Here is a 2,760-nt window from a genome sequence, read left to right on the forward strand (position 1 = left end):
CTACGGCGGTTCCGGTCCTCGGGCGATCTGGTGCAGCCCGGCGACGACAAGGCGCTGCGGATCCAGTTTCCTCTGAACGGATCGCGGATCGATGCGGTCAGCGAAGCCTCGGCCGGCGCGCTGCCGGTCAAGGTTGCCGGCGGGGTGCTGCCGATGACCGTGATGGTCAACGGATTGTCGGTCGGCGAGATCGACGGACGGCGGCAGCGGCTGATCGCGCCGCCCGGTCCGGGCTTCGTCCGGCTCACCGTGATGGACGCCTCTGGCGCCGCGGACACAGTTGTTGTCAGAATTCAATAGAGCCGGGCTAAGCAGTTGTCGCTGTATCGGTTTCAGCGTATGCGAGGCCGATGATCGAGACCTCTGCCAGACCCCGTTTCGGCGCGCCGCGCGAACCTAAAACCACCGTCGATCCCGGCCGCGGGCTGGTCGCGGTGCTGGATTTCGTGACGGTCAGTCACCTGCGCGCGTCGGCCTTCCTGGTGGTGGTCGGGCTGCTGTTCTTCCTGCCGGGATTCTTCAACATCCCGCCGATCGACCGCGACGAAGCGCGGTTCGCGCAGGCGACCAAGCAGATGGTCGAGACCGGCGACTTCATCGACATCCGCTATCAGGACGAGGTTCGCTACAAGAAGCCGGTCGGCATCTATTGGCTGCAGGCCACCGTGGTCGAGACCGCCGGCAAGCTTGGCTTGCCGCGGGCGCAGGTCCGGATCTGGCTGTACCGGGTGCCGTCGCTGGCCGGTGCGATCGGCGCGGTGCTGATGACCTATTGGGCGGCGCTGGCCTTCGTCGGGCGACGCGGGGCGGTGATCGCCGCCCTGATGCTGTGTAGTTGCATCCTGCTCGGGGTCGAGGCGCGTCTCGCCAAAACCGACGCGTTCCTGCTGTTCACCGTCACCGCCGCGCTCGGCGCGATGGCACGGGCCTATCTCGGCTGGCAGCGCGGGGACATCGGTCCGGAGCGGTCGTGGATCGTGCCGGCGGTATTCTGGACCGCGCTGGCGGCGGGCATTCTGCTCAAGGGCCCGCTGATCCTGATGTTCATCGCGCTGACGGTAATCCCGCTGGCGATCCTGGACCGCTCGGCAGCCTGGCTGTGGCGGCTGCGGCCGCTGCTCGGTGTGCCGTGGATGCTGCTGTGGGTGCTGCCGTGGTTCATCGCGATCTATCTGCGCGCCGGCGACACCTTCTTTGCGGATTCAGTCGGCGGCGACATGCTGAGCAAGATCGCCAGCCCGCAGGAATCCCACGGCGCGCCTCCCGGTCTGTATTTCCTGCTGTTCTGGGCGACGTTCTGGCCGGGCGCGCCGCTGGCCGCGATGGCGGCCCCGGCGGTGTGGCGGGCGCGGCGCGAGCCGGGCGCTCAATATCTGCTGGCCTGGCTGGTCCCGTCCTGGATTGTGTTCGAACTGGTGATCACCAAGCTGCCGCACTACGTGCTGCCGCTGTATCCGGCGATCGCGATCATGACCGCCGGCGCGATCGAGCGGCGGGTGCTGTCGCGCTCGTGGCTGGCGCGTGGCTCGGCGTGGTGGTTCGCGATTCCGGCCATCATCCTGCCGCTGGTGGTGATCGGTTCGGTGTATCTGACGCGCCACCCGATGTTCCTGGCGTGGCCGTTCGCGGCCGGCTCGCTGATCTTCGGTCTGTTCGCCTGGCGCCTGTTCGACGACAACCGCGCCGAAGCCTCGCTGCTGAACGGCGCGCTGGCGTCGCTGTTTCTGGTCGTGGCGGTGTTTGGTGTTGTGGTACCGACGCTGCGGCCGGTGTTCCCGAGCGTCGAAATCGCCCGCGAGCTGCGCAAAGTCGTCTGCGTCGGGCCGAAGGCGGCCGCGGCGGGCTATCACGAGCCCAGCCTGGTGTTCATGACCGGCACCGATACACTGCTCACCGACGGCTCCGGCGCCGCGGACTTCCTGCTCGGCGGCTCCTGCCGGTTCGCGATCGTCGAGTCGCGCAGCGAGCGGGCCTTCGCCAGCCGGGCGGAGGCGATCGGTCTGCGGTACAATGTTGCTGCCCGGATCGACGGCTACAACTTCTCGCAAGGCAAGCCGGTCTCGATCGCGATCTTCCGCTCCGAAGGCACGCAGTAACATGGCCGTGCCCGCCAAGGCCGGCCGGCCGCAGCGTATCTACCCCGTCGAGCTGCTGCTGGTGATCGGCCGCGCCCTGGCGCAGCTCGTCCGCCCGCCGTCGCATTCGCGGCGCGCCGAAGCTGCGCGGCGCTGGGCGCGGCACGCGCTGTGGCTGACGGCCGTGCTGTCGCTGGCGATCGTGATCCTGATGGTCGGCGTCGATGCGTTCGAGATCGGCCTGATGCCGCCGCGGGGCACGCCGTCGCTGTGGCCGGTGAAGATCATCACCGATTTCGGCAAGTCCGCTTACGTGCTGTGGGCGCTCGCAGGCTTGCTGCTGCTGATCTGGCTGATCGTGCCGTTGCTGCGCGGCATGTCGCGCGCGGTGATGATCGGTTTCGGGACCCGCGTGCAATTTCTGTTTCTGGCCGTGCTGGTGCCGGTCGCGATCGGCGAGGTGCTGAAGGGGATCATCGGCCGGGGCCGGCCGTTCGTCGGCGGCGCTGCCGATCCGTACAACTTCTCGCTGTTCGCCTGGAACGAGGCCTACGCCAGCTTCCCGTCGGGCCACTCGATCACCGCGGCGGCGCTGGGCTTTGCGGTGGCGGCGCTGTGGCCGCGGCTGACGGCGTTGATGGCGACGTACGTGTTCGCCATCCTGATCAGCCGGCTGGTGCTGCTC

The 2,760-nt window shown here is 68.3% G+C and carries 2 protein-coding genes and 1 pseudogene; all 3 read left to right on the forward strand.

Translation table 11 applies throughout. The features are described 5' to 3' along the window. Window positions 1–300 (forward strand): annotated as a pseudogene (locus tag DYI24_RS24635) (penicillin-binding protein 1C); the annotation flags it as partial. A 50-nt stretch (window positions 301–350) separates the two neighbouring features. Next, window positions 351–2,096: an ArnT family glycosyltransferase gene (locus DYI24_RS24640; RefSeq protein ID WP_164574191.1), complete on the forward strand. Its 1,746-nt coding sequence runs from the start codon at window positions 351–353 to the stop codon at window positions 2,094–2,096. Window position 2,097: 1 nt separating this feature from the next. After that, a partial coding sequence (locus DYI24_RS24645; RefSeq protein ID WP_164574192.1) for a phosphatase PAP2 family protein occupies window positions 2,098–2,760 on the forward strand: 663 nt, incomplete at its 3' end.

Source organism: Rhodopseudomonas sp. BR0C11, assembly GCF_010820945.1.
In the GTDB taxonomy this organism is placed as follows: domain Bacteria; phylum Pseudomonadota; class Alphaproteobacteria; order Rhizobiales; family Xanthobacteraceae; genus Rhodopseudomonas; species Rhodopseudomonas palustris_H.

Bases quoted from the DNA above. Each gene is read 5' to 3' on its own strand.
- DYI24_RS24640 (WP_164574191.1), top strand. From the start codon at position 351: ATGATCGAGACCTCTGCCAGACCCCGTTTCGGCGCGCCGCGCGAACCT.